This is a genomic window from Streptomyces sp. NPDC053048 (genome assembly GCF_044547045.1).
Classification (GTDB): Bacteria; Actinomycetota; Actinomycetes; order Streptomycetales; family Streptomycetaceae; genus Streptomyces.
This window is the reverse complement of the sequence record NZ_JBITZS010000018.1, coordinates 1-26,169: the sequence shown is the minus strand read 5'-3', so window position 1 is coordinate 26,169 and position 26,169 is coordinate 1. Positions and strand designations below refer to the sequence as shown.

Below are 26,169 nucleotides of genomic sequence, written 5' to 3'. Positions count from 1 at the left end.
GGGGGCGCTACGGTGACGCGGCATCAGGCCGTTGCGCGAGAGGAGAGCCCGGTGCGCGACAAGCCCTTCCGGCACCCGCTGGCCGCCCTGCGGCACGAGCTGGACCTGACCGCCGAGGAGTACCTGGACCGGCTCTCCCCGGTCCACGCCGCCCTCGGCTACGGCCACCTCTCCACGCGCCGGGAGAAGGTCACCCGGTGGGAGTCGGGTATCCACGCACCGGAGACGGTCACCCAGTACGCCATGGCCGCCTTCCACAACGTTCCGCGCGAAGCCGTCGACGACATGGGCTGGCCCCACTGGCTACTGATCGCCTTCCCCGACGACCGGCCGATCCTGGATAGCCCCTGGACCCCCATGGGTACGGTCAGGTCAGTAGCGGCCGCCGCCAGGGGAGGCTCCGTGGACCGACGAGGATTCCTGATAGCCAGCGGGACGACCCTCACCGCCGTCACCGCCGGCTGGACCGACGCGCTCAGCACCACCCACGCCGTCGCCGCCACCCGCGGCCGCCGACGGCTGACCGCCGACACCATCACCCGACTCGAACAGCGCCTCGACGACCTACGCCGCCTCGACGACGTCCTCGGCGGCGGCGAGCTCCGGCCCGCGGCCGCCGCCGAGTTCCAGCTCCTCAGCGCCTTGGCCAACGACGCCACCTACACCGAGGACGTCGGCCGCCGACTCCTGGCCGCTCTCGCCGAGGCCAGCCGCATGTGCGGCTGGCTCCACTTCGACGCCGGCCGCCACGCAGGCGCCCAGAGCTTCTACATCACCGCCCTGCGCGCCTCCGCCACCGCCGGCGACCGCGCCACCGGCGCCAACATCCTGGCCTTCATGGCCATCCAGACCTACTCCACCGGCAACCCCCAGGACGCTGTCAACCTCGTCCGCACCGCCCAGGAACAGGCCGCAGGCCACAGCACACCCCGCGTACGCGCCATGCTCCACGCCCGTGCCGCTCGGGCCCTGTCGAAGACCGGTGACCGCAAAGCCTGCGCGCGCGAGCTCGATGCCGCCCGCGACGCCTACGCCCACGGCACCCACGACGACGATCCCCCCTGGTCGTACTGGCTGGACGCGGGCGAGATCGAAATGCTCTCCGGCTCCTCTGCCCTCGACCTCGGCGACCCTCGGACCGCTCTCCACTACTTCGAGGCCGCGTACAAGGCCGCCTACGCCACCGACGGCTACGTCCGCGACCACGCCCTCTACCTCACCCGCGCCGCCCAGGCCCACCTCGACCTCGGCGATCTCGACGCCGCCTGTGCCACCGCCACCAAGGCGCTCACCCAGACCGACGGCGTGGACTCTTCCCGTCCCTCCGACGCCCTGGACGGCATTCGCTCGCAGCTCATGCCGCACCGTCACGTGCGGGCCGTCCGACAGTTTCTCAGCCTCAGCGCTTAGTCCAGCTGCGGCTACCCTCGCGCGAGCTGAGCAGGCTGGCACCGGTGCTGAGGAGTGGTGGGACCGGCCGTGACGCGGAACCGGTAAGGCGTGGCTGGTGCCGGTGGGTGGTTCGCCTGGCCGGACTTGTGGCTGATGCCGGTGGGGGCTGACGCCGGCCGGACGGCTCCCGTACCTCCGCACGCCGGAACCCCGGCATCCCCAAGCCGGGGCTTCCGTTCTGTGGCTGATGTGTCGCAGAGGAACTGAGAGAGCTGAGGAGGGGGAAGCGGGCGATACCCCGGGGGGACTGCCGTGGTCCCCGAGTGAGTCGTGCTGCTGGGCCGGGACGTGCGTCTATGACGTATATAGAAGGGCTTGGCGTTTTCGCAGGTCAGAGGCTTTTGCAGGTGTCTCCGGCGACATTCCAATGCGCCTCAGCCGCATTGACCTTTCCTACAGGAAAGGTCTCCTGTTCGCATGCCCCGCTTTCGGCGCGCCGGTTGGTCCGGGTGCTTGCCTATAGGCAAGGTGGCGATAGTCTGTGCCGCATTCGACTTGCCTATAGGAAAACGGCGAGGTGAGGAGGGGTATGCCGCCGCAACGCCGATCCCGGAGAGCCGCAGACATGGCGACGGGCGAGATCGTGCAGCTGGAGATCTTCAGCGAGGACGATACGTTCGAGGGTGACGGGTCCAAGAAGAAGCAGGTCGTCGTCCGCTATGACTGGAACCCCAACCCCGGTCGGCACACCAACCTGGCAAAAGTGCTGATGCAGAAGGTATGGGACAAGGACTCCGGTTACGACCAGAACGATCGTGACATCCTGGGTTTCTACATTGCACACTCCCCCGAGGGGACTGAGCCGCTGCGGATGACCTTCAAGGAGATCGCCACCAAGCTCGGGGTGAGCCAACCGAAGGTCAGCAAGAGCGTGGGACGGCTGAACGGCGGGGGCCTGCTCCTGATGGCCGAGCAGGTCGCCAGGATCAAGTTCTTCCGCCTCAACCCCCGGGCCGCATTCGACGGGCCTGCGGTAGCGCAAGTTGAAGCGGTGAAGGACGCACGCTTCCCCGTGGTGCCCGCCCCCCAGAAGGCACCGGCCCGGACGAGGAAGCAGGCAGTGACGGCATACAAGGAGGCCAGGGCATCATGACGGTTCCAGCAGAAGAAGCGGCCGCCCTGCCGTACACGTCCGACCTCGGCAAGGAGATCCTTCTGAGGACAGCCGGGTATGCGGGCTCTCACTACCGGATCCTCCAGTACGTCCTGACCTCCGTCCCGCTGGGGAACACCCTGCGTGAGACCGCCCGCGACATCGCGGCGGCCATCGGCATCGCCGAGGGCACCGTCTCCAAGGGGGTCAAGAAGCTCTCCGCCGACGGCTGGCTGGCCACGGCCTTCTCCATCGGCATCGTGAACTTCTACAAGGCCGGCCCGAAGGTATTCCAGATCGCCGAAGAGCTGATGGAGCCGGACCACCAGCCACTGGCGACGGTCAGCCACCTGCCTGTCCGACGCGCAGACGACCACAGGTAGACGAGAGCGGCGGCCGGGTGATGCCCGGCCGTTTTTCCTGCCCGCAGTGCCAAAACGGCCGTTTCAGCACTGCCGTCACTTCGCTTCTAGAGTTCACCTCTTAAGAGGTGACTCGCCAACTCGCTCACCCTTGGTGCGAGAGGACCGTCGTGCTAGCGCCGCCAAGAACCCGTCGGCCTGACGTCCTGGCTGGGAGGGGCGGTGGCGGTCAGTGCTGCGGGTGCTCGACGGTCCACTGTTTGACGGTTGTCCGTACGCCGGCGGTTTCGGCCTCGAGGGTGATGGTCACGCCGGGGGTGCTTCCGTGGGTGCCGATCCACCGGCGGTATTTCTCGAGCGCGGTGGTGCCGCTGGTCCACGTGCCGGTGACGGCTGGCCCGTCGGGGCCGTGGAAGCGGATGACGAGGTGGTACTGCTCGGCGTCGGGGAGGGGTGCCTGGTCGTGCGGGTCGGTCATCTGAGTGTGATCTTCTCGATCTCCACGTCGAGGGCGCCCTGGTGCTCGAGCTCTGTCTGGCGATGCTGTGCGGAGGGGAGGTCGTAGGAGACCACGGAGGTGCGGCGTTCTGTGCTGTCGGCGGGGGTCCAGTGGACTTTGTAGTTGGTCCGCATGATCGTTCTCCTGGTGTTGGGGGTGTCCCCGCTGAGCTGCGGGTTCGCGGGTTTGCACAGGATCGCACCCGCCACTGACAGCCGGCCCCTTCCGGCAACCCGCGATCTTTAGATAACAGCCCCAGCCCGCCACCCTCCAACCCGCACGCGCGCGCCCCTCCCCCTCCCTCACATTCCGGTACCACCGCAACCCGCGCCGACTAGGGTGGCTCGGGTAGGGCTGTTATCTAAAGATCAAGGGTTGTGCTGTGACCACCGTCCCCGGCCTCGACGAACTCCACCACTGGCTCGCCCGCGGATACGGCCGCCCCCTCCGCGACGGCACCGCCCGCGCCCTCCAGGGAACGACGCCGGAGCACTACGGCGAGGACATCGCCGACTGGCTCCGCTGGATCCACACCGCCGGCGTCAACCCCTGGCAGGCCGACCACACCCACGCCACGGCCTGGCTCGACCACCGCGGCGGCGCCGCACGATCCCGCAACCGCTACTTCAACGCCCTGCATACCTTCTACATCTGGGCCGTCCAGACCGGCTTGTGCCGGAACAACCCGTTCGACGAGCGCCTCCGCCCGAGCGTCCGCGACGAACCCGGGCTCCCCGTCGTCGACGCCACCCACATGACCGCCCTCATGCAAGCCGCCGACGGCCTCTACGCCCCCGTCACCCCCCGCAACAGGGCCCTCATCTACGCCATGCTCGCCGGCCTCCGCCCGGGCGCCATCGTCCGCCTCGACACCGACGACCTCCGCCCCCGTGGCACCGACACCACCGCCAAGGTCTGGCAGAAAGGCGGCGGCACCCGCCTGATGGTCCTGCCCCCGCTCCTCGTCCTCGCCATCGACGCCTACCTCCCCCACCGCCTCGGCCCCACCCCCGGCCCCCTCCTCACCACCCGCACCGGCGGCCGCCTCGACGCCCACGTCACCCCCCGCACCGTCCTCCGCACGGTCGCCGGCCAGCACCCCCTCCTCGCCGACTTCGCCCCCACCCTCCTCCCCGACGCCATCGCCAACAGCGCCCGCAACCACGGCACCTCCCCCACCGGCACCGCCACCACCCTGTAGCGCGACGCGCACCTGCGGCAGACTCGAGACGGTCACCGGGGGCAGCAACGGGGAGGGCGCAGCAAGTGCAGGACGACTTACTGGTGGTCGGGTTCGACCTCGAGACCCGACGTGAAGTGCACGTCGCCGAACAACCGCCGGAGCACTGGAAACAGCGCGGATACGGCGGCACCGAACAGCTGGTGTGCTTCTACTGCTTCCACGGATTCGAGGCCGCCCCCGGCACACGCGTCCCGCTGGTCACCCGCGGCCGACTCGGCGGCAAGGTCCGCCGACACTTCGCACACCCTTCCGGGACAGCCCCCGACGGCGGCCACCACCCCGAAACGGTCTGGCACATCACCACCAAGCACGCCCTCGCCCACTGGGCGCGCACCCGGCCCGGCGTGGCCGCGGTACGGCTGGAGCAGTGGACGCCGGACCATGACCGGCGCGCGGACGTCGCAGTACGGCTGGAAGACGGCACGCGCCTGGCCCTCGAGGCGCAGCGGATGCTGATGACCGATGACGCCTGGCGGGCCCGGCACCGCGACTACGCCCGGGAGGGGATCGTCGACGTGTGGTTCTGGCGGCCGGGCGTGCACTTCCCGCACGTGGTCCTCGACGAGCGTCTGCCCGTGTGGTTCTACGTCGCCTCGAAGAGCAGCGTGTGGACCGCCTTCGGCCGGCCGCACCCGCGCAGGCGCCGGTGGTGGGAGACGCAGGACCTGGCGGTGTTCGGGCTGCACCATCCGCCGTGCCCGCTCGATGATCTGGCGCGGCAGGCGATCCCGCTCGGTGAGCTCGGCCTGGGCCCGCGCGGCGCGGAGCTCCCCGAGGCCCTGCACAGCAAGCTGCAGGCGTCACAGCGGCAGGCCCGGGAGGAGGCGGCCACGTGGCGGGAGAGCGAGGCCCGGTACGCCCGTCAGGTGCGCGCCGCGGAGCAGCGGCGGGCACAAGCCGCTCGCCGCCCAGCGCCGCCGCCTGCCCCGGTGCCGGCGGGCGGACTGCGGTGCGCGGTGTGCGGGCGGGCCTTGGCGCCGGAGCTGGCGAAGGCGGGTCGGCACATTCTGTGCTGAGGACGCCGCCGCTGGAACTGCCTCTACCAGCGGGCGGACGGTACGGCAGACTGCCCGGGTGACCACAGCGCACCCGCGCGGCCGCGCCCTCGGCCGAGGCCTCCACACCCTCATATCGCCCGGCCCCGAACCGGCCGCCGGCGAACCGACCATGGACCTCACCACCAGCGCGGCCCCCGGCGTGGAAGAGCACGCTGACGCTGCTGCCGAGGCCGCGTGCCGCCTCGCCGACTCCACGCGCGACGGAGGCTGGAGCGTCACCGCGGTGGAGGATGCCGTCGACGCGATCGACTACCTCGTCGAGGCGCTCTCCGCCCTGGGCCCCCGCACCGCCCGGATCCTCGCCGACGTCCCGACCGCGACCGCGATCCTGCTGAAGAACCTCGAGGAGACCCAGCAGCAGCGGGGAGAGCAACCGCCACCTCCACCAGCGGGCGGCGGTGTACGGCGAGAGCGGCGCCGGCTCGGGCCCGGCTGGCAAGGTGCTCAGGCCTAAGCCCCCTGCCGGGGACGACTGGTAGCCCGTTCGAGGGACCTTGCCCGCTCGCGCCTTGCGCCAGCGGCCTGCCCGTACCCACGCTACGCGTGGGCAGCAACGAGGACGCCGGGGTCACCCGGCGGGGCGCCAGCGGCCGACGAAGCGGCGCAGCTGCTCGCGCTGTTCCTCCTCGTCCGCCAGGACGGACTCCCACACGGCCCGGTCGAAGTACCGGTGCACCGCGGCCATCACCAGCTGCTTCAGCTCTTCCGGCGGCAGCGCCTCGACCTCCCACTGCACCGGATACCTGACGTCGAGCCCGTGCCGGGCGGCGAAGGCCGGCCATCGGGAATCCGTGCGCTTGCCCACCGCGGCCGGGATATCGCGTTCGCGGACCTGGGCCATGTTCAGGGCAACGCGCTCGACGCGGTCCCAGCACGCGGTCCGCTCCAGCCAGTCCCGCTCAATGTCCTCGCCGGAGGCGTCCAGGTCCCCGACATAGAGGAGCACGGAATCGCGGCCGTCGGCCCGGACGGCGTCGGCGACGTCCTGGACGTAGCTCTGGGAGGAGAAGCCGCGGGCGATGACCACCGGGATGCCGTAGTCCTCCAGCCAGCCGGTGAACTGCACCCGCAGCGTGTCCTTCTCCGCCGCCACGTACAGGTTCACCCGCTGCCCGCGCCGGCGGTCGAGACGGAAGAAGTCCGGCATGCAGCGCAGCATGTCGCCGACGTCGGCGAAGGCCTGCGGGCGGTGCACTTCGCGGGTGGAGTCGATCAGGTCCGGGAAGGTGCCGTCCCGGCGTGCCTGGGCGATCAGTGACGACAGCCGTTTGTAGGCGGACGTCGTGTTGGGGATCGCTCCGGCCGTTGCACAGCGATAGTGGACCTGTCGAAGGGTGACGCTTCTCGGGGGGTATTCGCCCACGATGTGGCGGGCGAGCCGCATCACGTTTTCCCAGGTGATGCGCGAAGTGGGACTAGTCCTCCTTGGCGTCATGCCCACCACCGTGAAGGCCACGGGGCACGAAGTCACGTACCCGGGCAGTGGCCGTTCACGGCAGCGGCGCTAGGGCGTCCAGGAGCTTCCGCAGGGGGAGCAGCTCCGCGGAGGGGATCTCGGCGGTTGTCTCCATGACGGTGGTCACCGGGGCCAGGACGTCCGATAGGCGGCCGGGCGGGGCGTGGCGTAGTCCGGCCCGGAGGCTGGAGGGGGACAGGCTGCTGAAGGCCAGGGACTCGGCGAGCTCGCGCTCGGCGTCGGTGGGCGTCCAGGCGCCGACGTGGTACTCGTCCAGCAGCAGTTCGGCGTCGCGTACGGGCAAGATCGTCACACGTGCCCAACGACCGGCACGGTGGTCGGAAGCGGGCCCCTGGGCGCGGGCCGAGGGGCCGCCCGGTGCTGTCCTAGATCTGGCGTGATCGCTCGTAGTGGGCACGGCCGAGTTCTTCACGGCCCTTGCTGTCCCAGCATGTCGAGCACGGGTGCTCGTACAGGTCGGTGCTGGAGTCGTAGAGCACTCCGCAGGGGAGCTGCACCCGGGGGCCGATGTTCCAGATTCCGCCGTGCACCGAACAGCGGTACATGTCGAGCCACTGGGCGGTGACGGTGCCCGCGCGTACGGCATCGATCAGGGTCCGGGAGCGCTGCCACTCCTCGGCGTCGTAGATCTTCCACTCCTCCGGCTTGGGGTCGCCGTACTTGTAGCCGTCGGGGAAGCGCTTGGTCTCCGGCTCGGGCAGGCACTGGGGGCAGTGGGGCCGCAGGTAGGTGACGCCGTCGGCGCGGACGAACTTCGCGTCGTCGGTGCCGGCCAGGTCCGTGCCGGTGGCGCCGCAGTGGTGGCAGCTCCAGGAGCGCGGCGCCTCCCACGGGACCGGCTCACCGTTGTTGAACTCGATCCGGTAGACCGTCAGCGTGGGCTGCTCTGCGGCGGCTTCTCCGCGGCGGGCCTGGGTGTACTTGCTGCCGTCGCGCTCCTGGCGGGCGCGGGCGCGCTTCTTCGGGCCGCTCGGGCCGTTCTTCGTCATGTCGTCCTCCGGGCAGGACCCCACGCATCCCGCCGGGGTGCGTCAGCATGACGGCGGTCAAGGCGGTCGTGTGTGACTCCGCGGGTGCCGCGCCGGAAAGTTCGTGTTCCCGGGGGCCCTTGGCCTCCGCCCCGGGCGGCGTGGGCACCGGGCGGATCTGGCGTGCGGCGCGCGCGTCCTGCCGCTGCGGTACAGCGTAGCGGCCTCCACCGACACCGTCCTCACGTCGACACCGGAGTCACAGACGTCACGAAATTGCCAGGATGCGACAGGCACGCGAAGTAGAGGACTCGGGTTTTACCCCGACCGTTGTCGGTGGCTCCCGCTACCGTTGACAGTTGGCCGCCACACGTCGGCCTGACTCCGAGCCTGATCCCCACCCACGCGGGGGACCAAGCGACAGAGGACGAAGGGGCTCCGACTCACGTGCTGCACCGCATTCGTCTGTCCGTGGTCACGACGCCCACGGTGGGGATGCGTGGGATCTCCGCCGGCCGAAGGGGAATTCCGTGACCAGTAACAAGCAGTTCAAGAAGGACGCCCGCGAACTCGCCGCCCGAGAGGGCATCTCCTACACCGATGCCTGCTGGCGCCTGCGGAACGCGGCCGCGCCGGCCACCGCACCGACGGAGGCGGCCCGCTACGGGTGGGCGGAAGTCACCGTGGACGCCCTGTCCGAGATCGTCGCCGAGCACGGTGTCGTCCCCGTGACGGTGATCTGGGACGAGGAGGCGCGCCGGACGATGGTCCAGCGGGACAGCGGCGTTCGGTGGGGTGTGGCTGAGCCCGCCGTCGACGGCTACGTCATCCGGGAGGTGCCCGACTGCCACATGGCGGTGGAGAAGGGCACGCGGGTGCCGGTGCCGCACCGGCTACCCGATGGACGCGTAGCGGTGGCCGCGGTGTGGCCGGTGGTGTGGCAGTCCAACAGTGAGCCGTTCTGGCGGTTCGTGCACAACGGCTGGGATGTCGAGCGGCCGGGGGACTTCCCGGCGGGGCTCGACCCCATGTGCCCGAGCCGCGACCTGCCGTACGAGGTGCGCACATACGACGTCCCGGACGGCGTCCTGGGAGAGGACCACTCGGGTGGTGCCCCCGGCTGGTGGACCCGGGCCTGGTGCACCGACCTCGACAAGGCCCGGGAGCTGGCCGACGCCTTCACCGCCTACCGGCTCGGCGCGAGCGAACGCCCCGCCGGCGGCGACTTCGGGTGCCTGCGGGCCGAGGTGTGGAGGCACTCCACCACCAATCTCGTCACCTTGCCGGCCCGGGTTCACCGTGCTGACGCCGCACCGGACCGCCCGGTGGCGCCGCAGCTTCCGTTCGACACATGGCCGGCTGGGCGGCCGAAGTCCGCCACGCCTACGCCCGAGCCCTCGTGGTACCCCGGGGAGAAGCACCCGCCGACCTACGAGCTGAAGGTATGGCGCGAGGACACCGGATGGGTGTCATTCGCCTGGGTCACCGGGGGCCGCTCGGGCGCGAGCCTCGCAGCGGCGCGGCTGCGGGTCGGCACGGGCGGCCCGTACGCGTTCGCCGAGACCTGGGGCCCGCGGCACCCGGATGCCTGGGCGCACGATTGGACGCAGGAAGGCCGCGTGCTGACTGATCACCACCCGGACATGCCGTATGCGGAACGGGACGCCTGGTTCGACGCCCGCCGCCAGGAGAAGGAGGACCACCTCGTCGCCTCGCTCGCCGCGCGCAGCCGGGGAGCGCTGACCGTCGAGCAGGCGGCCGAGCGGCTCCGGGCCGGCGGCGAGGAGTACCGGGGATTCCTTGAGACGGGTTCCGCCTGCATCGCCCGCGCCCTGAACACTGCGCGCCGTGCGGCCGAAGGGGAGGGGCGGTTGCGGCTGCGTGAGGCCCTGGATGCCCTGGAGCGCCGTAACGAGGTTGCCGAGGGGGTCATCGACATCGTCGACGCCTACCTGGCCACCGACCCGGATGCGCATTTCTCGGCCGGGGCGCAGGCGTACATGCGCCGGGCCCTGGCGGAGTATCTCGCCCCCGGGTCTATCGACGAGGGCGTTCCCGGGCTGTCCACCGCCTGACCGGTTCAGCACCACACGTGCCCCCGCAGGGCTCTCCGCCTGCGGGGGCACCCTGCAGCGGCTGATCCACACCTCGAACCGGACCCTGGTCAGTCGAAGAGGTGCCCGAGGACCGCCTCGGGGCGGCAGATCGATTCCCTGTCAAGTCCTGCGTGTTGAGGTTCGACTGGACGCGGCGGGGTCTCCCGAGCGGCTGGGCGGTGGGCGACGGCGAACCTTATCGAAATGGCATCTACTCGCCCTTCGGAAGACGGGCTCGGCCCCGGTCAGTGTGACCAGGGCCGAGGTTGTGCATTAGGGCGTTCAGGGGCGGCCGAGGGCTCGGTGGGTCCACCCGGCTTGGCGCCAGCGGGTGGGGTCGAGGGTGCCGCGTCCGTCGATGACCTTGGGCTGGGCGACGCGGGCGGCGAGTCGCTCGGGGCTGATGCCGGTGAACTCGGGCCATTCGGTCAGGTGCAGCAGGAGGTCGGCGCGTTCGGCGGCGTCGAAGGAGTTGTCCGCGTAGTCGAGCTCGGGGTGGGCCTTGCGGGCGTTGTCGAGGGCCTTGGGGTCATAGACGGTGACCTCGGCGTCGAGCCGGTGCAGCTTCGCGGCGACGGCGAGGGCGGGTGAGTCGCGGATGTCGTCGGTGTCGGGTTTGAAGGCCGCTCCCCAGACGGCGATGCGCTTGCCTTTGAAGGTGCCTCCGAGCTGTTCGCGGGCGAGGTCGACCATGCGTTCGCGGCGGCGGTTGTTGATCGCGTCGACTTCGCGGAGGATGCCGAGGGCCTGGTCGGCGCCGAGTTCGTCGGCGCGGGCCATGAAGCCGCGGAGGTCCTTGGGCAGGCATCCGCCTCCGAAGCCGAGCCCGGGACGCAGGCCCCTCGGGCCGATGCGGGCGTCGTGGCCGAGGGCTTCGGCGAGCTGGTGGACGTCGGCGCCGGCGGCTTCGCAGACCTCGGCGATGGCGTTGATGAAGGAGATCTTCGTGGCGAGGAAGGCGTTCGCCGAGCCCTTGACCAGTTCGGCGGTGGCCAGGCTGGTCGTGATCGTCGGCGTCCCGGCCTCGATGATCTTGCCGAAGCACTGCCGCAGCACGGTCTCGGCGTGGGTGTTCTCGCCGGCGAAGCCGAGGACGAGGCGGTCGGGGTGGAGGGTGTCCTCGACGGCGAAGGACTCGCGCAGGAACTCGGGGTTCCAGGCGACCTCGACCTGCTCGCCCGCCGGGGCCTTGTCGCGAAGGATGTCGGCGACGCGCGGGGCGGTGCCGACGGGGACGGTGGACTTGCCGACCACGACGGCGGGGCGGTGGATGTGGGGGGCGAGGCGGCGGACGGCGGCGAAGAGGTCGCTGAGGTCGTAGGCATTGTCCCCGCTTCGCTGGGGGGTGCCGACGCCGAGGAAGTGCAGGTCGGCGTAGGAGGCGGCCTCGGCGTAGGAGGCGGTGAACTTCAGCCGTCCGCTGGCGGTGTGCTTGGCCAGCAGCTCGTCCAGGCCGCGCTCGAAGAACGGGGCCTTCCCGGCGCCGAGGGCGAGGATCTTGTCGCGGTCGGTGTCCATGCCGAGGACTTCGTGCCCGAGTTCGGCCATGCAGGCGGCATGGGTGGCGCCGAGGTAGCCGCAGCCAATGACGGTGAGCTTCATGAGCTCGTCCTTCCGAAAGGGAGGGGTGGGGCCGCCCGGCCCCACCCCCTTGCCCCGTCCGGAAGGGCGGGGTGTCAGGCGGGCCGGGCGGCCAGATAGCGGGTGATCCCGTCCCGGATGAACGGCGGGATCGTCAGGACCGGCAGGTGTTCGGGGGCGAAGAACTGGAGCTTGACGCCCTCGGCCAGGGGGAGGGTCTTCTCGTCGCCGTCCCAGGTGGCGGCGAAGAAGGTGATGAGCTGGCCGGAGCCGTCCTCATCGCGGACCTCGAACAACTCGGTCAGGTCCCGGGCCGTGAGGCCGGCTTCTTCGTCGAGTTCGCGGACGATCGCCTCGGCCTGGGTCTCGCCGGGGTCGGTGCCCCCTCCGAGGAGGCTCCAGTGGGCGGGCCAGGCGATGCCGTCGATGTCGTCGCGGAGGTGCATCAGGACGTCGCCCCTGCGGTTGGTGATGATCGCGACGGCCCCGCGGGCGGTGGACGGGCCCTTGGCGGTGGTGGTGTCGGAGTGCATCCCGACACCGTAGTGACGTGAGGGTTCGTCATGCGGCAGCCTTCACCGTCTGGTCAGAAAACCAGGCCGCTGCCATCAGGGCCTGCATGCGGGAGCGGTCGAACCGCCCGCCCGGCTCCAGCCCGCGCTCCAGCAGCGGCCGCAGCGTCGCCGGGGCGTCGTCGAGGGCGGTGCGGATCTGGGCATCGGCCCACTGGGCGAGCGGGCCGGTCAGCCAGGCGGGGACCGGGGAGGCGAAGCCGAGCTTGTCCCTGCTGGCCCAGACCTCGCGCGGCAGGCCCAGAGCCTTGGCGGCGTCCCGCAGGATGCGCTTCCCCGCCGCCGGGGCGGTGATCTTGTGTTCGGCCGGGAGCCGGTAGGACAGTTCGACGAGGTCGCGGGCGAGGAAGGGCGAGCGTCGCTCCAGGGCGAAAGCGGAGGCGAGTTTGTCGCTGGTCATCACCAGCGGCCGCCAGGCCGTCGCCAGCTCGGCGAGCGTCAGCGCGCGGGCGGTGTCGCCGCCCGACCGGGTGAAGGCGTCGGTCACCAGCTCGCGGACCCTGCCGTCAGGATCGGGGCCGCGAAGGATCAGCCGGGCGGCGGCCTCCGCCGGGGCCAGGGGCTCCCCGGCGGGGTGCAGGAGCTTGCCCGCGAGCGGCCGGTAAGCCTCCAGCCCGGCGTCCAGGACGGCGTCGGGTCCGAAGAGGACCAGGGCGTGACGGACGTAGCCCATCAGGAACTCGTCCGGACCCAGCCCGCCGACCACGACCTTGACGCCCTGGTCGGCGACGGCCCGGTAGGCCATGTATTCGGAGAAGGTGGCCGCGTTGCCCATCGGGTAGTCCAGCGCGTTGATCATGTGGGGCAGGACGGTGGTGAAGTCGGCCGTGTCCGGCTCGACGACCACCAGCTCGGCGCCGATGTCCTGGGCGATGGCGGTGGCGATCCGGGACTCGTCCAGCCGGTCCTGGCCCCGGTAGCGGACGGTGACGCAGACCGGCGGCCGCATCAGGTAGGCCAGGACGGAGGAGTCCAGGCCGCCGGACAGCAGCAGCGCGAAGTCTCCCGAGGGGGCTCGCAGCGGGACCTGCTCGGCCAGGACGACGGAGAAGCGGGCAAGCGCCGGCTCGTAGTCGCTCTGCCAGGGCTCGCGGTCCTCCAGGCGCCACCAGATAGTGTGCTCCAGCGACCCGGAGGCGAGGTCGAAGGACAGCAGGCTCGCCGGGGCCATTAGCTGGACGCCCTGGAAGGGGGTCTCGACGCCGACGGGGGTTTCGATGGCCAGCATCTCGGGGCGGACGACGAGCGGGGCCATGCCGTAGCCGGTCAGGGTGGTGACCTCGGAGGCGAACGCGAGCCGGCTGCCGTCGAGCCGCCAGTAGAGCGGCTTCTCGCCCAGCCGGTCCCGGGCCAGGAAGAGCCGTCCGGCCTCCCCGGCGTGCGGGTCGTAGAGGGCGAGCGCGAACATGCCGTCCAGCCCGTCCAGGCAGGCCGCCCCGAGCTTGGCCCAGGCCCGCAGAACCAGGTGGGCGTCGGTCTCGCGGTCGGCGAGCGGGATGCCCCAGGCGGCGGCCTGCTGCCGGAAGTTGTAGATCTCGCCGTTGAAGGCCAGCAGCAGCCCGCTGTCGGCGTCGAGATAGGGGCCGGGCTCGGCGGCCGGGTCGACGATCAGCAGGGTGTTCATGGCCAGCACCGCCCGCCCGTCCGCCGCAGCGGCGTGCAAGGTGCCGTCGGGTCCGCGGTGCGACTGGGACACGCCCATCGCCCAGACCGTCGTCTGGTGCCGGGCCGCGTCCGGTCCGGCCAGTCCTGCGATTCCGCACATCTGGTTCACCCCCGAGAGTGTTGGGATGCCTTGGCGGCGGTCGCGGCCGGAAGAGCTGTCCTCGGATCCCGGCCGCGACCCGGACCGTCATCACACCGGTCGGGAAAGATCGCGGGGAGGGCTCGCAGGGGGGCTCACAACTCGCAGACCGGGTTCACCCCGGGCCGGGGAGGCAATACCCTCGGTGACCCGACGCGCGGGATTCGCGTACGGCTTTCTGTGCTCAGCCAGGTGTGCGAATCCGCGGCAAGGTCACCGGAATCGGCAGAGGGGGACGCCCGTGGCGTCGACCGTCCGCCGGACCCGTCCGCCCAACGCGGACCTGGCCCGGCTCATCGAAGCCAGCGGCGCGAGTCACAAAGCCCTCGCCCACCGCGTCAACCAGCTCGCTCAGGCCGCCGGGATCCAGACCGACTACTCGCATACCTCCATCGCGAACTGGTGCCGCCGGGGCATGACCCCGAAGTGGCCCGTCCCCCGGCTCCTGGCCCAGGCTGTCGGTGAACGGCTCGGCCGCCCAGTCACGTTGGCGGAGATCGGGATGGGCGAGGCCGAGACACCGGATGCGGACCTGGGGTTGGATTTCCCCAGGGAACCCGCCGATGCCGTCCGCGTCGCCACTTCGTTCTGGAGCAGTGTGAACCGCCGCGACTTCCTGACCGGATCGAGCTTCGCGCTCTCCGCGTTCACCACCCCCGTCACCCGCTGGCTCGTCACCCCCGCCGACGACACCGCCCATCACCGTGGCGGGACGCAGGTCGGCCGCCTGGACCTGGACGAGCTCCGGGACGCGGCCGACGAAGCCCGCCGCTGGGACTCCAAATACGGGGGCGGGAACTGGCGGGCGAACTCGGTCACCACCTGCCTGGAGCAACAGGCCGTCCCGCTGCTGCAGGGCTCGTTCTCCGACGAGGTCGGCCGCGAGCTGTTCTCCGTCACCGCCGAGCTCTCCCGCCTCGCCGGCTGGACGGCCTTTGACGTCGGGCAGCACGAGGTCGCCCAGCGGCACTTCATCCAGGCTCTCCGCCTCGCCCGGGCCGGCGGGGACGTCCAGCTCGGCTGCTATGTCCTGACGACCATGGCCATGCAGGCCCTCATGCGCGGGTTCGCCGAGGAAGCCATCGACATGGCCCAGGGCGCCTTCGAACGCGCCAAACAGCATGCGGTGCCCCGGGTGCTGGCCTTCACCAAGCTCATCGAGGCCCGCGCTCACGCGCGGACCGGCAACGAGCGGGCCGCCTCCCGGGCCCTGGCCGCCTCCGAAAACCTCCTCGAGCGGACCCGCGAGGACAGCGGCGACGAGCCGGGATGGATCGACTTCTATCACCACGCGCGGCTGTCCGCCGACGCCGCCGAGGTCTTTAGGGACCTGAAGAACCCCAAGGCCGCCCTGGCCTGGAACCAGCAGGCAGCCGCCATGCAGCCCGGGGTCTTCACCCGCTCCGTCGGCATGCGGCTGGCGATCGTGGGGACCGCCCACCTCCAGGCCCGCGACCTCGACCACGGCCTGGAGCTGGGCAACCGCTCCGTCGACATCCTCGCCCGCGTGAAGTCCACCCGCGCGCTGGACTATGTGCGCGAGTTCAACGCCGCCCTGGCCCCCTGGCGGCGCGAGCCGGCGGTCCGCGAGTTCCTCCACCGGACCCGCAAGGACCTCCAGATCGCCGCCTAGTCGCTCACCGGGGCCGGGGCTGGGTGGGCAGGACCCGCACTCGGGCGTCGGGGGCGGTCAGTTCCGTCCGCAGCTGCCGGTTCTCCACCGTCAGCTGGTGGACGACCCGGACCAGGCCCTCGACGTCCGCCCGGAGCTGGGCGAGTTCCTCGGCGTCCTTGGCCCGTAGTTCCTTGAGCTTGACGATCTGCTGCCGCAGCCGCTTCTCGCTGTCCGGCATCTGCCCGCGGGCCCGGACCTGGTCGTAGAACTCGTTCTTCAGATCCAGGTGGCGCTGGGTGAGCGCGTTGCGGGGAACCCCGGCTTCCTGGGCGAGGGCGACGATGGTCAAGGCGCCGTTGGAGTGCTGCGGGGTGCCGGTCAGGATGCGGTCCATCGCGGCGCGGATGCGTTCGCGCTCGTCCGCTGCGGGCGTCACTGTGCACTCTCCTTGAGGGTGATGCGGGTCTTCTCGTGTTCGTCGGCGATCTCGCGGAGCCGGGCCGCGTTGCCCCGCAGACGCTCGCCGAGCGGCCCCGGCAGTCGCCCAGCCCGCATCTCCAGCGCGGTCGCGCGCTGGCGGAGCTGGTCAGCGTGACGGTCGGTCCGGGCGATGTTCCCGCAGGAACTCACGCAGCGGTCCAGGCTCGGCGTCTCCTTGGTGTCGCCGCGGTGGCAAAGGGCCCGGTCGCGGTTGTAGACACACATCAGCAGCGTGTTCGGGTTGTCATAGACCGCCAAGTCGGAGTTGTTCAGGATCCTGCGGGCCGTGCGCTCAGTGATGACGGTGCCCTCGAACTGCGGCGCCTTGGTGGAAGCGTGGATGGCCCGCCGTGCGGCCGGGCCGGAGATGCCAACGCCGTCCTCGAGGTCCTCGTGCAGCTCGGTGACGGTGTCGACGGTGGCCCGCGCGGTCTCGACGTCCAGCAGATGGTGGATGCCGTCACGGCTGCGGGCGGCGTAACCGACCGAGACGGTGGTCCGCAAATGGCCGTACTGAATCGCCAGAGCCACTAGACCTCCCGGGCGGCGTGCGATGTGCCAGGCCAAGGTCCTGCGGAAACGCTCCGTACCGATCTTGCCCTGTGGGTCGGGAGGGACGACCTCGTATGACCGTCCCTGGCGGACGGCTTCCTCGCTGGCCCAGGTGACGAAGTCCTCGACGCGCGTCCGGATGGTTGTCATCCCCAGCGATCCTGCTCGCGACCGTGACTGGGGGTCGTGGCTGGCACTGTCAAACAGCAGACAGTCCTCGGGAACCATACGTTCGAGGACCCGAACGGCCCTGACGACGGGTGCGATCGCCACCCAGGGCGCCTCTCGCTGGACCCCAGCCGACAGGTGGTTGCCGTCTTCGTCCCGCGCGGTCTTATAGACCCGTCCGTAGATCATGTGCTGCGGCATGCTGCCGTCCTCGCTCCGCTCAGTGTCCGGGCAGCAGTCGGTCCGCAAGCCCAGCACCTCGCCCGGCCGCATGCCCGTCAAGTAGGCAATGACAATGAAGCACGCGGTGCCCAGGTGCCTGAACAACTGAACGACCTCGGCAAAATCCATCACCTCGCGCCAGGGCCGGCTCCCGATCACGCCGGTAACCGGGGACCGCATCGGGCAGGGCCCCGGACGCTCGCGTGCCGCTTGAGCCCAGGCCGGTGTCACGGTCCTCCCATGAACCTGGTCGACGGAGACGCCCAGGCTTCCCGCGAGGTATTGCGCACACACCCGCCTCTGGCCGGCGTGCAGGAACGTCGGGATCGGCTGGCCGGAGGCGAAGAAGGCATCGATGGCCGCAAGGCCGGCGGGGGTCTGCGGAGTGCTGTGCGCCGCGGCGATGATGCGGTCTCGTTCCTCCATCGCGCCGAGGATGCCGTCGGCGAAGTCCTCGACCATGCGGACTGCCCAGACCAGCAGCGGTCCCATCGTCGCCGCTGCGATCTCCTCGGTGAGGTTCTCCCCTCCGTGCGAGGTGGCCGGCGGCAGGTAGTCGTCATAGCCGTCCCGGTCCCATGGCGTGCGCGCGATGGCCAGAGGACGGGCGGTCAGGCCGTCGAAGGCCCAAAGGCGAGTCAAGGAGATGAGGATCTTCAAGACACTGTTGTGGGCCCAGCCGCCGTCGCGCAGATTGCTGCCGTAGTCCTCCCACACCCCGTCGTCGCACGAGCTCAGCGTGGTGATGCCCCGCTGGTCCAGCCACCAGGCGAATCTGCTCCAGTGCCAGATCGTCTGCCCCATCGCCTCCGGGCTGATGCGGGACCGCCATGCGCGGGCGCGTTCGCGGCAGAAACTCGCCGGAAGCTCGCCATTGATCAAGGTCCAGCCGATCAACCGGAACTCCTCCCGCAGGGTCTCCGGGAAGGCTCGCAAGTAGACAGTGACCTTCTTCGTGCTCGGGTTCTCGATCAGCGGCGCCAGGGGCCAGACGTCATCGCCGTAGCGAACGACCGGGCCGTCGCAGTCAGCGGTGTTCAGGTGTGGGCCGAACAGGGGAGTGGCCGGTCCGGGTAGAACCCCGGCGGTGAGGCCGGTTGCGGTGGTCACGAGTCGAGCACTCCCGTCAGCAGGTCGTCGATCAGCTCTTGGTCGTCCTCGCTGACCGCGTGCAGAGCCTTGTCCCAGGCTGACTGTCCGAGGCGTCTGCGCAGTTCTTCGAGGCGTCCGTGGGAGTCGCCCCAGTCTGACTGCCAGAGCGTCGGGTGCATGACACTGCGAAGGTTTGTCAGGGCCTGGTGCAGGTGAGCCAGGCGGGGGTGGTGGCCGGGATGGACGCGGGCGTTGGTGCATCCCAGGCAGGCCAGGAACGATGCCCCGCAGACCCCGTCGGCGGCGGTGACGGGGCCGTTGCCGAAGTCCCGGCAGTCGGCGGTCGCAGTCGCAACATCGCCCGACGTCGGCTCCTCCCGCAGCTCAGCCACCAGCACGGCCTGTTCTGCCTGCCGCCGGGCGGACTCTGCCGCTGCCGCGACGACCGGGACCGCGGCCTCCCTCGCCCGTTGGTCAGGAAGAACATAGACGCTGTCGTGGGTGTCCTGGCTGTTCTGGCCGGGCTCACGCCGCTCGACCACGTTGACGGTGCGGCGCCCCCGCCGAAACACCGCCCCTTTGATGCCCTGCTCGGCAGCCCATTGCCTCCCCGCCCCCCTGGTCACGCCGAAGCGGAACAGCTCGTCCGCCCCGATACCGCGGTTGGTCATGACGGCCCGCCAGATGATCAAACGGTCGGTGCCCGAGTCCGAGGTCGCCACCGCCATGCGGGCGGCTTGGGTGGCCTCCAGTGCCTGTGTGATCAGCCGGCCCGAGGACCCGGCACCGAAGTCGGTGACGTTTCTCGTCTCGTGCTGGCGTCCAGGCCCCCGCCGGAACTTCACCAGCTCGAGGCGGTAGGTAGGGTGACCGTCCGGCCCGCTGTCCGGCGTCGCGCGAGGGACGGCCAGGGTGTCGATGACCGACAGGTTCAGCCCGAACTCGGCCATCAGCAGAACCCCGAGGGCCGCCGCCTCCAGCCGCGTCAAGAACAGCCGCTTCCAGGTGAGCTCGGACCTCTCCCCGCCCAGGGCCTGGGCGTACTCGCGAACGACGCGGATCTGGTTGCCGGGGCGGGAATAGCACGGGACATGCCCCGTGCGGGCCAGACATTCCAGAGCCTCTCCGATCAGCCAGTCCCGGCTCCCCTTCTCGAATTCTCCATCCTTCCATCGTTCCAGATGCTTCATGTTCTCCTGAATGCGCAAATGCGCGCTGCGGAAGGTCCGGCGGGCCGCCACCTTGATCTGGTCGAAGTCCCCTGTCGAGTAGGCACTCTCCTTCACCTGGGGCTTGGGCAGGCGCCTGGCCATCGCCTCTGCCACTGGCCCCGCCACGCGCGGGTCGTCCTGAAGGATCCCGGCGACGCGGCGGATCTGCGTGTAGCCGCTGACCGTGGTCGTGTCACGGCTGATTCTCCAGGAATCCCAAACGGCCACCGTGATGCTGTCGATGTCCCGGGGTGGCTCTGGCAGTGACGAAAGCCAGGTCGTGAATTGCCTGAGGAGCATCCAGACCTGTTGACTGCTGTCGTGAGTCCCCCAGATGTTGGGATGGCAACGGGCGGCGAACAACTTGGCCAAGGACCGCTGCATCGGTTCGGCAGCCGGCAAGGTGGAGAAGTCGAAGGAGAGGGCACGCCCGTTGCGGTCCCGGTGTTCCACCACCAGGCCGTCACCGGTCACCGCTTCGGGACGGCGGTGCACGACCTCCGGCAGTGAGGCTCTGCGTCCCCGGCGGCTCATGTGGCCACCTGCATTCGCTCGTCGAGGTCCTGAATACCCTCGGTCTCACGGGCCACGCGTGCGAAGAGATCGTCCATCGCCCCTTCAGCCGCTCCGCCCGTGCCTCCCAGGAGAGGAGCCGTGTCCAGCAACGACCGCAATTGCAGGTCAGCGACCGGAGCCAAGTAGATCTGCCGGGTTGTCTCAATCGACGAATGCCCCAGCAAGTCCTGCACCATCCGCCATGGATCGCCGTAGAGCAGGCGGTAGTCCCGCCGTTCCTCGGGTGTCAGCCCCAGGCGCTGGTCCATCAGGTAGTGCAAGATCACCAGCATGCGGAGTGCAAACGAATGCCGGGCCGAATGTGGCGTGGCCTGCGGCGCGGTGCTGCGGTAGGGGTCAAAGCCCGGGGTGCCGGGCTGGGGCTCCAGTACATCGCGGCAGCGTCTGTTGGCCGTGCGGAAGACGCCCTCCCAGGACGAAGGCGCGAACGGCAGGCCCTGCTCGTTCAGCCACAACCACAGCGGTTCAGGCCCATCCGGGCCCTCGGTGTAGAGCGTCATGCGTCGCTCAACCGTCAGATCTGTCAATTTCTCCTTTCCAGGTACCCCGTCTCGATCGCGCCAGTGCACTTCTCGCCTCGTGCCACTGGTGACCCGCGTTACCAAACGCATTTCAGGAAGAGTGTCGTATCGACCGGCAGCCCTGGCCTTGCGAACTCCCTCCGCCCGCAAACCCTGCTGATAGGCTTCCACTCCACCCAGCACATTCATGGCGACATAGAAGGTGCGCGGCTTCTTCGACCGCGTCACGGCGGCAGCAATCCTGCCCACGTAATACCGGCCTCCGGCCAGCCGAATGGACGGAACTTCAAAGTTGAGAAGTGATCCGCCCTCACTCAGCCGCATGCCAGTTGAATACAGCAGATCCGCGAAGGCCGCATTGCGGTCCTCCAGCCGTCCGACCCACCCATCCGCCGGTATCCCGGCGACGGTGTGGCCGCGTAGCCCCACGTCCACCCAGCGTCGAAAGGCTCGTGGGGTCAGCCACCTCACGTCGCTCTTCTTCGCGTCCTTCGCCTTTGCCACGGGCACCATCAACACGTCGCCATTTCGGCCCATGACCTGCTTCATCGCGATTGGACTGCGAGGCATCAATTCCTGCCCCTCAGCCCAGGCGTAAAGGCCAGTGAGGGCGGCTAGTTCTCGGTCCCATTTCGCTCCACCGATCCGTTCAGGGTTATCAGTGGACCACCGTCTCCAGTCTTCGAAGTCTTCTAGGTCGCCTTCGAGTGCCTGGTTCCAGGCATATCCACGCGCCCATAGAAAATTCAGGAACAGGCAGATGTCAGTAACGTAGTTGCGCTTGGTCTCTGTCGTGTATCTCCGAAATCTGCGACTCCGTAAATACAACGAAAGCAGTTCATCGACCCGGTAATCAGGGGCGAGGAGGATCGGGTCACCTTCTTTGATCCCGACACGCTCTTCCGAGCTCGCCAGGTCCTCCCAACCCGCCAGCAGCGACGTACGGACTCCGTCCGCCGCCCTACGCTTCGACACCCAAAACACGCGCCAGCCGACCATGGCGTTCCCTTCCCCGATGGCCTTCAACACGCTGATTCAACAGGGAAGATCGAGCAGGTGACGGCCTCCTCCGGGTCGGCCAGCATGCGCAGGGCCTCGCGGTCGGTGGCGAGCTGCTGCGACAGGGCGCCCTGGGCGCAGTCGAGCCGGTGCACGACCACCTCGTAGGCGCTCCCCGGCGGGGCTTCGGAGATCCGCCACCGGCGGCGCTCGTCGGCCGGAGGCGGGTCCAAGACCGCGTAATCCTCGCCTGCGATCGGCTGGACAGCGGGGTACGGGGCGGAGAACTCCACCTCCATGACGTCCGGGACGGGGCCACGAGGGGTATCGCGCCTGGTCGGAAGGGACAAGACGAGGTCGTACCACCAGGTTCCCCGGAAATGCCGGCGTGCCGTAACCCGTACCTCGAGGATCTGGTCGCCCTCGAGGCAGACGAGCGCGCGGGGAAGCTGGTCCCGGGGAATGCCGTGCATGCCTCGAATGTAGTTCCGTCCTCAGGGCCCGGGCGCGGCTGGGATACGGCAGACTGCCCACGTGACCACAGCGCCCCCGTCCATCCCGCAGGCGCCGCCGTCTGTCCTGGTGCGGGAGGCGGCCGGTGAGTGACCCCGTGCTCGTGCTGCGTCTGGCCGCGCTGTTCCAGTGGGAGCAGCACCAGCCCGGCGGCTGCCGGTGCCTGTGCGGCCTCTACCACCGCGAAACGCCCGGCCCGGCCGCAGCCAGCGGTTGCACCGCGGCCGGCGAACCGAGCCTCCTGATCCGCGTGGAGACGCCCGGGGAGTCGAGCGAACCCCTGCCGGTCTGCCGCGCCTGTTACACCGCCCTCGCCCCGCTCGCCGTCGCCGAAGAACACGACTCCTGACCCCCCCCGCTCCCGGGACGGAGGCGACCGTGCCGTCACCGGCAGCGGCTCGTTGAGTGGGGTGTGCGGTTGCCGGAGCCGATGCTCGCCACGCCCGTGGACCGGCTGCCCGCCTTCGACGGACAGGTAGCAGCTGAGCCGAAATGGGACGGCTTCCGGGCGCTCGTCTGGCGGCCGCGGGACGGCCGGGTCGAGATTGTCTCCCGTCGGGGCACGCCCCTGGCCCGGGCGTTCCCGGACGTTGCGGCGGCCGCCGAGCGGGACCTGCCTGGCGACTGCCTGCTGGACGGTGAGCTCGTGGTGTGGAACGCCGGCCGCCTGGACTTCGACCTGCTGCAGCAGCGCCTGCGCAGCGGCGCGGCCACGGCCACACGGCTCGCGGCGACCGCGCCGGCGCACTTCGTGGCCTTCGACCTGCTGCGCCTGGGCGATGACGACCTGATGCCGCTGCCCTATCGCGAGAGGCGCGCGGCCCTCGAGCGGCTGTGTGCCGGGCTCGCCCCGCCGTGGACGCTGTGCCCGTCGACGCTCGAGGAAGCCCAGGCGCGGCAGTGGCTCGGGAAGCAGTGGGCCACCGCCGGGCTCGAGGGCCTGTTGCTCAAGAAGGTGGAGCAGCCGTACTTGGCGGGGCAGAGGGGGTGGAGAAAACTGCGGGTGCGGTCGACGACCGAGGCGATCGTGGGCGGCGTCTCGCCGTCCCTCGCCCGCCCGCAGACCGTCCTGCTCGGCCGCCTCGATGCCGATGACCGGCTGCACTACGTCGGCCGTACGACCGTGCTGAGCGCCCCGCAGGTGCGCGCCCTCGCCGAGGTTCTCGCGCCGGCACCACCCGGACACCCCTGGACAGGCCGCCGCTTCACCGCCTCGTGGGGCAGCCGGGAGTCACTGGTCGTCGCCCTGGCAGCGCCCGAGCTGGTCGCCGAGGTCAGCGCCGACGCCGCGGTCGACCGAGGAAAGTGGCGCCACCCCGTGAGGTGGGTCCGCCTGCGTGCTGACCTCTCCCCCGCCGACACCCCGCCCTTCGGGCAGGGCAACCAGCCCAGCGCCGGGTGACGAACGAGGGGAAGGGGCACCTGCGGCGTCAAGTGCGAGCGGTCGCGCCACATAGGCTCGGAGCCGCCCTGTGGGCGACTGGCCCGGCGTGTACGACAGATCCCGCATCGTCCGCCGCGCACAGTAGGGGGCGGGGGCCGCCGCCCCCGGCCCCCACCACGGACGGAGACCAGCGGTGACAGTGACCAGCGACGGCATGACCGGCACGGAGCTCGCCAAGAGCCTGCTGCACAGCGTGGGCAACGAGTGGATGCGGGCGGCGACGCGTCTGCTGGGCGCGCACCGCAACGGATTCTGGCTGCGCCGCTTCCTTGAGGAGGAGGCCGAGATCAGCGCGGCCGCCGACCAGCCCATCATCGACCGCGACGGCGTGCACCCCTCGGTGAACTGGGACACCATCGGGCTGCTGATGCTGTCACGCCCCGGGGCCTTCAAGGCCTCCGCCAGCGAGCTGGCCATGCTCGAAGTCGCCGCTTCCCTGGTGAGTCGCTGCGGAGTCCAGCTCGGGCAGGTCCTCCGCGTCGTCGACGACGCGGAGTTCCGGCTGATCCTGCGCGCGCAAGAGGAAGCCGCTTTCGGCACCTGACGTACTGCGCCGGGCGGTGGAGGGATCAAGCGGGATAGTCGTAGGGGAAGTCGTCGATGTCCCGGCGCGGGCGGTCCTCCCGTGCGGGAAGGAGGTCGACGTACGCCGTGTCCGGGTCCTCGGCCTGGGTCGCGACGCACCGGACGGCCGCGAAGCGCGCGGGCATGTGGCGGTGGAGGGCGTCGATGGCGTCCAGGTCCTCGCTGGTGAAGGAGGGACAGATCCAGATCGCCGCGTAGGCATCGACGAGCTGGGCGTACTTGACGAGACGGCCGAGGTGCGAGGCGTCCGAGGGGGTGAGCTGGTTCTCGATCACCACGTGGCTGCGGCGTCTTCCGGGGCGCTCGACCCGGGCGAGGACGTCAATGCGGCTCCTGCCGACGACATGCTCCGTCTCTACCAGGGACAGGCTGTCCAGTTCGTCGATGCCTGTGGCAGCCCGCTCGACCCGCCACAAGTTCCGGGCGATCCAGGGTGTGAAGCTCCTGGCCTCGTCCTGGAACACGTCTCTGACGTGCCGGCGCGGCCGGGCCAGCCGTGCCTTCCTCAGCTGGTCGTCTTCCCTCTCGGTGCGTATGTGCCCGGACTGCGGGTAGCCGTGATCCGTCGGGAACAGCTCCTGTGTTCTATGCGGCTGGTCGGGCAGTTCGGGCCAGTCACTCGGCGGGCCGAAGAGTCTGTCGAAGGCCTCCTCCAAAGGTTCCTCGTGGCGTTCAAGGCTCCTGGCGAGTTCCGGAAAGCGCTCGCGGATCTCGCCAGCAGTGAGACGGGTCGTACTGGTGTCCATAAACGGGAAACCTACGTGCCGTCACTGACACAGGCGCTGGCGTGCACGCCGGACGGGTCTCACGGACGCCGGCGGGGGGTGCGGTGGTGGTGTTGAATGACTGGGGTGGCTAAGGCAGTTGGGCGCGGGCGCGCTCGGAGGAAGAGGAAGCCGGCGGCGCGGAAGGCGAGCGAGGGCACCACGGTGCGCCGCCGGCGGGGGCTGGACACCTCGGTGCCGTACTGCTCGAAGTGCGGGTCGACGCTGGTGCAGACGTGGCTGCCCGGCCCGTCGATGCACGTCCTGGTGGACACCGCGCGCCCCGAGGCGGGGGTGCTGGCCGTGTCGATCCACTCGGACGACTTCCCGCAAGGGGTCTTCAAGGACCCATGGCCGGTGATGTGCGCGGTGTGCGAGCAGGACTGCGGCAGTCGCCCGCGGCAGTGGGGGCACCGGCTCTACGAGGCGATGATGGCCGTCCTGGAGGAGGGGGAGTGGCCGCGGGCGCGGGACTGGGAGGTCGAAGACCAGTTCACGGACTGGTACGAGACCCGGCTGCGCAAGGCGGTCGACTCACACGAAGAGCTCCTCACCGGAGAGCGGCCGTTCCGCTACGGCTCGTCGAAGGACTACGATCCGCCCGGCCGGGGCGCCCCGGAGGAAGGCGAGGATGGTCCACGCGTGGACCAGGGGCCGTCAGGGGCCGCCGCCGAGGCAGGTGGTCCACGCATGGACCAGGACCCGTCAGAGGCAGTGCCGCCGGCGGGTGGTCTAGGCGTAGACCACCCGCCGACCGTGGAGGAGGCGGTCGCCGGGGTGCTGGCCGCCCGGGCCGCCGAGGCGCGGTGGCTGGAGCTGCTCGGAGTGGCGCTGCGGGCGGAGTACGCGCCAGGCAAAGGGCGCGAACTCGCACGGCGCGCCGCCCCGGCGATGTCACGCACCCTGGTGCTGCGTGAGCTACCACCGGGCTCCGACAATACGCCTAAAGAGTAAATTCACGCCGGGCCGCCAGAAAAGCGACTCGCAGAACGGGCCCGTGGGCGGCCGTTCGCCGGAGGGCCGGAGTGATCGGGTCCGGGCGGCCTCGGGAGGCCGCCAGCGAGCCGCACAGCGCTTCCGATCCTCTGGCGGGGCCTCAGAATCGCGTCGCACACTGGCTACTAACAGGTAGCCGGGTATTCTGCCTGGAATAACCGCCAACTCTCGGCGGGACGGATTCCGGCATGGACATGCCATGAATGGGGCGGACGGATGAGCGAGC

General features: G+C 70.2%; 26 protein-coding genes. 12 read left to right on the top strand and 14 right to left on the bottom strand.

Features of this window, described 5'->3' with window-relative positions; all coding sequences use genetic code 11:
* The first annotated feature begins 51 nt into the window (after positions 1–51).
* The 3 genes from ACIG36_RS32695 to ACIG36_RS32685 all read left to right on the top strand — a co-directional run bounded on the left by ACIG36_RS32695 (position 52) and on the right by ACIG36_RS32685 (position 2,928).
* Positions 52–1,410, top strand: coding sequence for a tol-pal system YbgF family protein (locus ACIG36_RS32695; RefSeq protein WP_399936038.1), 1,359 nt, complete (start codon positions 52–54; stop codon positions 1,408–1,410).
* A gap of 607 nt (positions 1,411–2,017) precedes the next feature.
* Entirely contained in the window at positions 2,018–2,545 is a 528-nt protein-coding gene (locus tag ACIG36_RS32690; RefSeq protein WP_399936036.1) for a transcriptional regulator, read from the top strand.
* Entirely contained in the window at positions 2,542–2,928 is a 387-nt protein-coding gene (locus ACIG36_RS32685; RefSeq protein ID WP_399936033.1) for a hypothetical protein, read from the top strand. Before ACIG36_RS32690 ends, ACIG36_RS32685 begins: the two co-directional genes overlap by 4 nt.
* 208 nt (positions 2,929–3,136) lie before the next feature.
* Here ACIG36_RS32685 and ACIG36_RS32680 read toward each other — a convergent pair whose 3' ends face one another.
* Positions 3,137–3,385, bottom strand: a complete 249-nt coding sequence (locus ACIG36_RS32680; protein ID WP_399936030.1) for a hypothetical protein — start codon at positions 3,383–3,385, stop codon at positions 3,137–3,139.
* Entirely contained in the window at positions 3,382–3,540 is a 159-nt protein-coding gene (locus ACIG36_RS32675) for a hypothetical protein (protein WP_399936027.1), read from the bottom strand. Before ACIG36_RS32675 ends, ACIG36_RS32680 begins: the two co-directional genes overlap by 4 nt.
* 248 nt (positions 3,541–3,788) lie before the next feature.
* On the opposite strand from ACIG36_RS32675, the gene ACIG36_RS32670 reads away from it, so the two are divergent.
* The 3 genes from ACIG36_RS32670 to ACIG36_RS32660 all read left to right on the top strand — a co-directional run bounded on the left by ACIG36_RS32670 (position 3,789) and on the right by ACIG36_RS32660 (position 6,161).
* Positions 3,789–4,607, top strand: coding sequence for a tyrosine-type recombinase/integrase (locus ACIG36_RS32670; protein WP_399936025.1), 819 nt, complete (start codon positions 3,789–3,791; stop codon positions 4,605–4,607).
* A 65-nt stretch (positions 4,608–4,672) separates the two neighbouring features.
* Positions 4,673–5,665 carry a competence protein CoiA family protein gene (locus ACIG36_RS32665; protein WP_399936022.1) on the top strand — a complete coding sequence of 331 codons (993 nt, stop codon included), beginning with the start codon at positions 4,673–4,675 and terminating at the stop codon, positions 5,663–5,665.
* A gap of 58 nt (positions 5,666–5,723) precedes the next feature.
* Complete coding sequence (locus tag ACIG36_RS32660) at positions 5,724–6,161, top strand: hypothetical protein (protein ID WP_399936019.1); 438 nt, start codon at positions 5,724–5,726, stop codon at positions 6,159–6,161.
* A gap of 114 nt (positions 6,162–6,275) precedes the next feature.
* On the opposite strand, the gene ACIG36_RS32655 is transcribed toward ACIG36_RS32660, so the two are convergent.
* The 3 genes from ACIG36_RS32655 to ACIG36_RS32645 all read right to left on the bottom strand — a co-directional run bounded on the left by ACIG36_RS32655 (position 6,276) and on the right by ACIG36_RS32645 (position 8,173).
* Positions 6,276–7,091, bottom strand: a complete 816-nt coding sequence (locus ACIG36_RS32655; RefSeq protein ID WP_399936017.1) for a hypothetical protein — start codon at positions 7,089–7,091, stop codon at positions 6,276–6,278.
* Between the two features lie 106 nt (positions 7,092–7,197).
* Positions 7,198–7,476 (bottom strand): hypothetical protein, encoded by a 279-nt coding sequence (locus ACIG36_RS32650; protein ID WP_399936015.1) that lies wholly within the window; start codon positions 7,474–7,476, stop codon positions 7,198–7,200.
* Positions 7,477–7,549: 73 nt separating this feature from the next.
* Positions 7,550–8,173, bottom strand: coding sequence for a hypothetical protein (locus ACIG36_RS32645; protein WP_399936012.1), 624 nt, complete (start codon positions 8,171–8,173; stop codon positions 7,550–7,552).
* 509 nt (positions 8,174–8,682) lie between these two features.
* Between ACIG36_RS32645 and ACIG36_RS32640 the strand changes: the two genes are divergently transcribed.
* On the top strand, positions 8,683–10,227 hold the full coding sequence (locus ACIG36_RS32640; RefSeq protein ID WP_399936010.1) for a hypothetical protein: 1,545 nt from the start codon (positions 8,683–8,685) through the stop codon (positions 10,225–10,227).
* A gap of 303 nt (positions 10,228–10,530) precedes the next feature.
* Here the strand turns inward: ACIG36_RS32640 and ACIG36_RS32635 are convergent, their stop codons facing one another.
* The 3 genes from ACIG36_RS32635 to ACIG36_RS32625 form a co-directional block, all read right to left on the bottom strand.
* Positions 10,531–11,850, bottom strand: coding sequence for a UDP-glucose dehydrogenase family protein (locus ACIG36_RS32635; RefSeq protein ID WP_399936007.1), 1,320 nt, complete (start codon positions 11,848–11,850; stop codon positions 10,531–10,533).
* A 74-nt stretch (positions 11,851–11,924) separates the two neighbouring features.
* On the bottom strand, positions 11,925–12,362 hold the full coding sequence (locus ACIG36_RS32630; protein ID WP_399936005.1) for an NUDIX domain-containing protein: 438 nt from the start codon (positions 12,360–12,362) through the stop codon (positions 11,925–11,927).
* Between the two features lie 28 nt (positions 12,363–12,390).
* Positions 12,391–14,166 (bottom strand): asparagine synthetase B family protein, encoded by a 1,776-nt coding sequence (locus ACIG36_RS32625; protein WP_399936002.1) that lies wholly within the window; start codon positions 14,164–14,166, stop codon positions 12,391–12,393.
* A gap of 280 nt (positions 14,167–14,446) precedes the next feature.
* Between ACIG36_RS32625 and ACIG36_RS32620 the strand changes: the two genes are divergently transcribed.
* Positions 14,447–15,838 carry a sporulation protein gene (locus ACIG36_RS32620; RefSeq protein ID WP_399935999.1) on the top strand — a complete coding sequence of 464 codons (1,392 nt, stop codon included), beginning with the start codon at positions 14,447–14,449 and terminating at the stop codon, positions 15,836–15,838.
* A gap of 4 nt (positions 15,839–15,842) precedes the next feature.
* Here the strand turns inward: ACIG36_RS32620 and ACIG36_RS32615 are convergent, their stop codons facing one another.
* Genes ACIG36_RS32615 through ACIG36_RS32595 form a run of 5 tightly spaced genes read right to left on the bottom strand, consistent with a single transcriptional unit; the run spans position 15,843 to position 22,114 of the window.
* Entirely contained in the window at positions 15,843–16,256 is a 414-nt protein-coding gene (locus ACIG36_RS32615; protein WP_391472602.1) for a hypothetical protein, read from the bottom strand.
* A complete protein-coding gene (locus tag ACIG36_RS32610; RefSeq protein WP_399935996.1) occupies positions 16,253–18,352 on the bottom strand; it encodes an integrase in 2,100 nt (699 codons plus the stop codon). The genes ACIG36_RS32615 and ACIG36_RS32610 overlap by 4 nt, the downstream gene beginning before the upstream one ends.
* A complete protein-coding gene (locus ACIG36_RS32605) occupies positions 18,349–20,079 on the bottom strand; it encodes a hypothetical protein (RefSeq protein ID WP_399935993.1) in 1,731 nt (576 codons plus the stop codon). The genes ACIG36_RS32610 and ACIG36_RS32605 overlap by 4 nt, the downstream gene beginning before the upstream one ends.
* Positions 20,076–21,671 carry a tyrosine-type recombinase/integrase gene (locus ACIG36_RS32600; RefSeq protein ID WP_399935991.1) on the bottom strand — a complete coding sequence of 532 codons (1,596 nt, stop codon included), beginning with the start codon at positions 21,669–21,671 and terminating at the stop codon, positions 20,076–20,078. The genes ACIG36_RS32605 and ACIG36_RS32600 overlap by 4 nt, the downstream gene beginning before the upstream one ends.
* Positions 21,665–22,114, bottom strand: a complete 450-nt coding sequence (locus ACIG36_RS32595) for a hypothetical protein (RefSeq protein ID WP_399935988.1) — start codon at positions 22,112–22,114, stop codon at positions 21,665–21,667. Before ACIG36_RS32595 ends, ACIG36_RS32600 begins: the two co-directional genes overlap by 7 nt.
* A gap of 125 nt (positions 22,115–22,239) precedes the next feature.
* On the opposite strand from ACIG36_RS32595, the gene ACIG36_RS32590 reads away from it, so the two are divergent.
* From ACIG36_RS32590 to ACIG36_RS32580, 3 genes are all read left to right on the top strand, one after another.
* The gene (locus tag ACIG36_RS32590; protein WP_399935985.1) at positions 22,240–22,503 is read left to right on the top strand and encodes a DUF6372 family protein; all 264 of its coding nucleotides are present in this window, start codon (positions 22,240–22,242) and stop codon (positions 22,501–22,503) included.
* Between the two features lie 69 nt (positions 22,504–22,572).
* Entirely contained in the window at positions 22,573–23,556 is a 984-nt protein-coding gene (locus ACIG36_RS32585; RefSeq protein ID WP_399935982.1) for an ATP-dependent DNA ligase, read from the top strand.
* Positions 23,557–23,731: 175 nt separating this feature from the next.
* Positions 23,732–24,142, top strand: a complete 411-nt coding sequence (locus tag ACIG36_RS32580; RefSeq protein WP_399935979.1) for a hypothetical protein — start codon at positions 23,732–23,734, stop codon at positions 24,140–24,142.
* Positions 24,143–24,167: 25 nt separating this feature from the next.
* Here ACIG36_RS32580 and ACIG36_RS32575 read toward each other — a convergent pair whose 3' ends face one another.
* Positions 24,168–24,929, bottom strand: a complete 762-nt coding sequence (locus ACIG36_RS32575; protein WP_399935976.1) for a hypothetical protein — start codon at positions 24,927–24,929, stop codon at positions 24,168–24,170.
* 105 nt (positions 24,930–25,034) lie between these two features.
* Here ACIG36_RS32575 and ACIG36_RS32570 point away from each other — a divergent pair, with 105 nt between their 5' ends.
* The gene (locus ACIG36_RS32570; RefSeq protein WP_399935973.1) at positions 25,035–25,901 is read left to right on the top strand and encodes a hypothetical protein; all 867 of its coding nucleotides are present in this window, start codon (positions 25,035–25,037) and stop codon (positions 25,899–25,901) included.
* The last annotated feature ends 268 nt before the right edge of the window (positions 25,902–26,169 follow it).

Excerpts from the sequence above, each read along its gene's own strand:
- ACIG36_RS32675 (WP_399936027.1), bottom strand. The coding sequence starts at position 3,540 with ATGCGGACCAACTACAAAGTCCACTGGACCCCCGCCGACAGCACAGAA.
- ACIG36_RS32605 (WP_399935993.1), bottom strand. The coding sequence starts at position 20,079 with ATGAGCCGCCGGGGACGCAGAGCCTCACTGCCGGAGGTCGTGCACCGC.
- ACIG36_RS32595 (WP_399935988.1), bottom strand. The coding sequence starts at position 22,114 with ATGCACGGCATTCCCCGGGACCAGCTTCCCCGCGCGCTCGTCTGCCTC.
- ACIG36_RS32645 (WP_399936012.1), bottom strand. The coding sequence starts at position 8,173 with ATGACGAAGAACGGCCCGAGCGGCCCGAAGAAGCGCGCCCGCGCCCGC.
- ACIG36_RS32685 (WP_399936033.1), top strand. The coding sequence starts at position 2,542 with ATGACGGTTCCAGCAGAAGAAGCGGCCGCCCTGCCGTACACGTCCGAC.
- ACIG36_RS32655 (WP_399936017.1), bottom strand. The coding sequence starts at position 7,091 with ATGCGGCTCGCCCGCCACATCGTGGGCGAATACCCCCCGAGAAGCGTC.
- ACIG36_RS32630 (WP_399936005.1), bottom strand. The coding sequence starts at position 12,362 with ATGCACTCCGACACCACCACCGCCAAGGGCCCGTCCACCGCCCGCGGG.
- ACIG36_RS32575 (WP_399935976.1), bottom strand. The coding sequence starts at position 24,929 with ATGGACACCAGTACGACCCGTCTCACTGCTGGCGAGATCCGCGAGCGC.
- ACIG36_RS32690 (WP_399936036.1), top strand. The coding sequence starts at position 2,018 with ATGGCGACGGGCGAGATCGTGCAGCTGGAGATCTTCAGCGAGGACGAT.
- ACIG36_RS32635 (WP_399936007.1), bottom strand. The coding sequence starts at position 11,850 with ATGAAGCTCACCGTCATTGGCTGCGGCTACCTCGGCGCCACCCATGCC.
- ACIG36_RS32625 (WP_399936002.1), bottom strand. The coding sequence starts at position 14,166 with ATGTGCGGAATCGCAGGACTGGCCGGACCGGACGCGGCCCGGCACCAG.
- ACIG36_RS32680 (WP_399936030.1), bottom strand. The coding sequence starts at position 3,385 with ATGACCGACCCGCACGACCAGGCACCCCTCCCCGACGCCGAGCAGTAC.